The following is a 3192-nucleotide window of genomic DNA, read 5'->3' on the forward strand; positions in this document are numbered from 1 at the left end:
CTGGTGTGTAGTGCCGTTCCAGACACTGCATAACAAACGCGAGTACACAACCCATGCGACAATCCGAAATCGTCTTAGCCACAACCACAAACGTGGTTCAATGTGTTGAACATCGGCCAATTAGTACCGGTCACCTCCATCACTCACATGACTTCCAGATCCGGCCTATCAACCCCATAATCTATAGGGAACCTCAAAAGAAACCTCATCTCAGAACAGGCTTCCCGCTTAGATGCTTTCAGCGGTTATCCCTCCCATACGTAGCCAACCAGCCATGCCACGGGCGTGACAACTGGCCCACCAGAGGTATGTCCGTCCCGGTCCTCTCGTACTAGGGACAGCCTTCTTCAAGTTTCAACGCGCACGGCGGATAGAGACCGAACTGTCTCACGACGTTCTAAACCCAGCTCGCGTGCCGCTTTAATGGGCGAACAGCCCAACCCTTGGGACCTACTCCAGCCCCAGGATGCGACGAGCCGACATCGAGGTGCCAAACCATCCCGTCGATATGGACTCTTGGGGAAGATCAGCCTGTTATCCCCGGGGTACCTTTTATCCGTTGAGCGACACCGCTTCCACAAGCCGGTGCCGGATCACTAGTCCCTACTTTCGTACCTGCTCGACCTGTCAGTCTCACAGTCAAGCTCCCTTGTGCACTTACACTCAACACCTGATTGCCAACCAGGCTGAGGGAACCTTTGGGCGCCTCCGTTACACTTTGGGAGGCAACCGCCCCAGTTAAACTACCCACCAGGCACTGTCCCTAACCCGGATCACGGGCCGAGGTTCAGATGCCCAATCCGATCAGAGTGGTATTTCACCAACGACTCCACAACCACTAGCGTGACTACTTCACAGTCTCCCACCTATCCTACACAAACCGAACCGAACACCAATACCAAGCTATAGTGAAGGTCCCGGGGTCTTTTCGTCCTGCCGCGCGTAACGAGCATCTTTACTCGTACTGCAATTTCACCGGGCCTGTGGTTGAGACAGCAGGGAAGTCGTTACGCCATTCGTGCAGGTCGGAACTTACCCGACAAGGAATTTCGCTACCTTAGGATGGTTATAGTTACCACCGCCGTTTACTGGGGCTTAAATTCTCCGCTTCGGACAAAGCGTCCTAACAGGTCCTCTTAACCTTCCAGCACCGGGCAGGCGTCAGTCCGTATACATCGACTTAAAGTCTTCGCACGGACCTGTGTTTTTAGTAAACAGTCGCTTCCCTCTATTCTCTGCGACCACCACCAGCTCAACACGTCGTTCACCAGTAGTGGCACCCCTTCTCCCGAAGTTACGGGGCCATTTTGCCGAATTCCTTAACCACAGTTCACCCGAACGCCTTAGTATTCTCTACCTGACCACCTGTGTCGGTTTACGGTACGGGCCGTACATGCACTCACTAGAGGCTTTTCTCGACAGCATAGGATCACCAACATCCCCACAACGGGTACGCATCACGCCTCACCCAAAATGCAGGACGGATTTACCAATTCCTGCGGGCCACACGCTTACACCACAATCCAATAAGTGGCTTGGCTACCTTCCTGCGTCACCCCATCGCTTGGCTACTACCAGATCAGGTCCTACGCATCCACACACCACACACACAAAATGCATGCAGCATACTTCAGGGCAGTTAGTATCACTGATTCACCATTGGTCGCACACACACGGGTACGGGAATATCAACCCGTTAACCATCGACTACGCCTGTCGGCCTCGCCTTAGGACCCGACTCACCCTGGGAAGATTAGCTTGACCCAGGAACCCTTAGTCATCCGGCGGATACGTTTCACACGCATCATTCGCTACTCATGCCTGCATTCTCACTCGCATAACCTCCACCACACGGTCACCCGGCAGCTTCAACGATCACACGACGCTCCCCTACCAACCCAACAAAAGCTGAGTTCCGCGGTTTCGGCGGTGTACTTGAGCCCCACTACATTGTCGGCGCAGAACCACTCGACCAGTGAGCTATTACGCACTCTTTCAAGGATGGCTGCTTCTAAGCCAACCTCCTGGCTGTCTTCGCGATCCCACATCCTTTTCCACTTAGCACACTCTTAGGGGCCTTAACCGGCGATCTGGGCTGTTTCCCTCTCGACTAACGAAGCTTATCCCCCGCAGTCTCACTGCCGCGCTCTGACTTACCGGCATTCGGAGTTTGGCTGACGTCGCTAAGATGATAGTCCCGCTCAACCAACCAGTAGCTCTACCTCCGGCAAGAAACACACGACGCTGCACCTAAATGCATTTCGGGGAGAACCAGCTATCACGGAGTTTGATTGGCCTTTCACCCCTACCCACAACTCATCCCCTCAGTTTTCAACCTAAGTGGGTTCGCGCCTCCACAGCCTCTTACAGCTGCTTCACACTGGCCATGGGTAGATCACCCCGCTTCGGGTCCAGGACATGCCACTCACAACACCCTCATTAGGATTCGGTTTCCCTACGGCTACCCCACATAACGGGTTAACCTCGCGACATGCCGCTGACTCGCAGGCTCATTCTTCAAAAGGCACGCCATCACCTCTAAAAGGCTCTGACGGCTTGTAGGCACACGGTTTCAGGTACTATTTCACTCCCCTCCCGGGGTACTTTTCACCATTCCCTCACGGTACTCATACACTATCGGTCACAATAAGTATTCAGGCTTACCGGGCGGTCCCGGCAGATTCACAGCAGATTCCACGAGCCCGCTGCTACTCGGGTATCACATCAACCCCAACACCACATGCTTTCACGTACCGGACTCTCACCGTCTACGGCAGGCCATTCCAAACCACTTCCGCTAACACATGACACCAGGGCACGGCATGGCAGCACCGCACAACACAACCCCACAACCCCACACACGCAACCCCTGCCAGGTATCACACGCATGCAGTTTAGCCAAAATCCACGTTCGCTCGCCGCTACTAGCAGAATCATTATTATTTTCTTCTCCTACGGGTACTGAGATGTTTCACTTCCCCGCGTTACCACCACACAAACTATGAATTCATCCATGCAGCGACCACACACAACTGTGGCCAGGTTTCCCCATTCGGACACCCTCGGATCAACGCTCGATTGACAACTCCCCGAGGACTATCGCGGCCTTCCACGTCCTTCATCGGCTTATCATGCCCAAGGCATCCACCGTGCGCCCTTCACAGACAACACAAAATACTAAGACACCCACAC

Annotated in this window: 1 rRNA gene; it reads right to left on the reverse strand. The window is 54.1% G+C overall.

The window, feature by feature from the left end:
- Positions 1–99: 99 nt before the first annotated feature.
- Positions 100–3172: ribosomal RNA gene (locus ACUY2T_RS10250) — 23S ribosomal RNA — on the reverse strand.
- Positions 3173–3192 lie beyond the last annotated feature (20 nt).

It is taken from the genome of Corynebacterium sp. 22-2729, assembly GCF_053479475.1.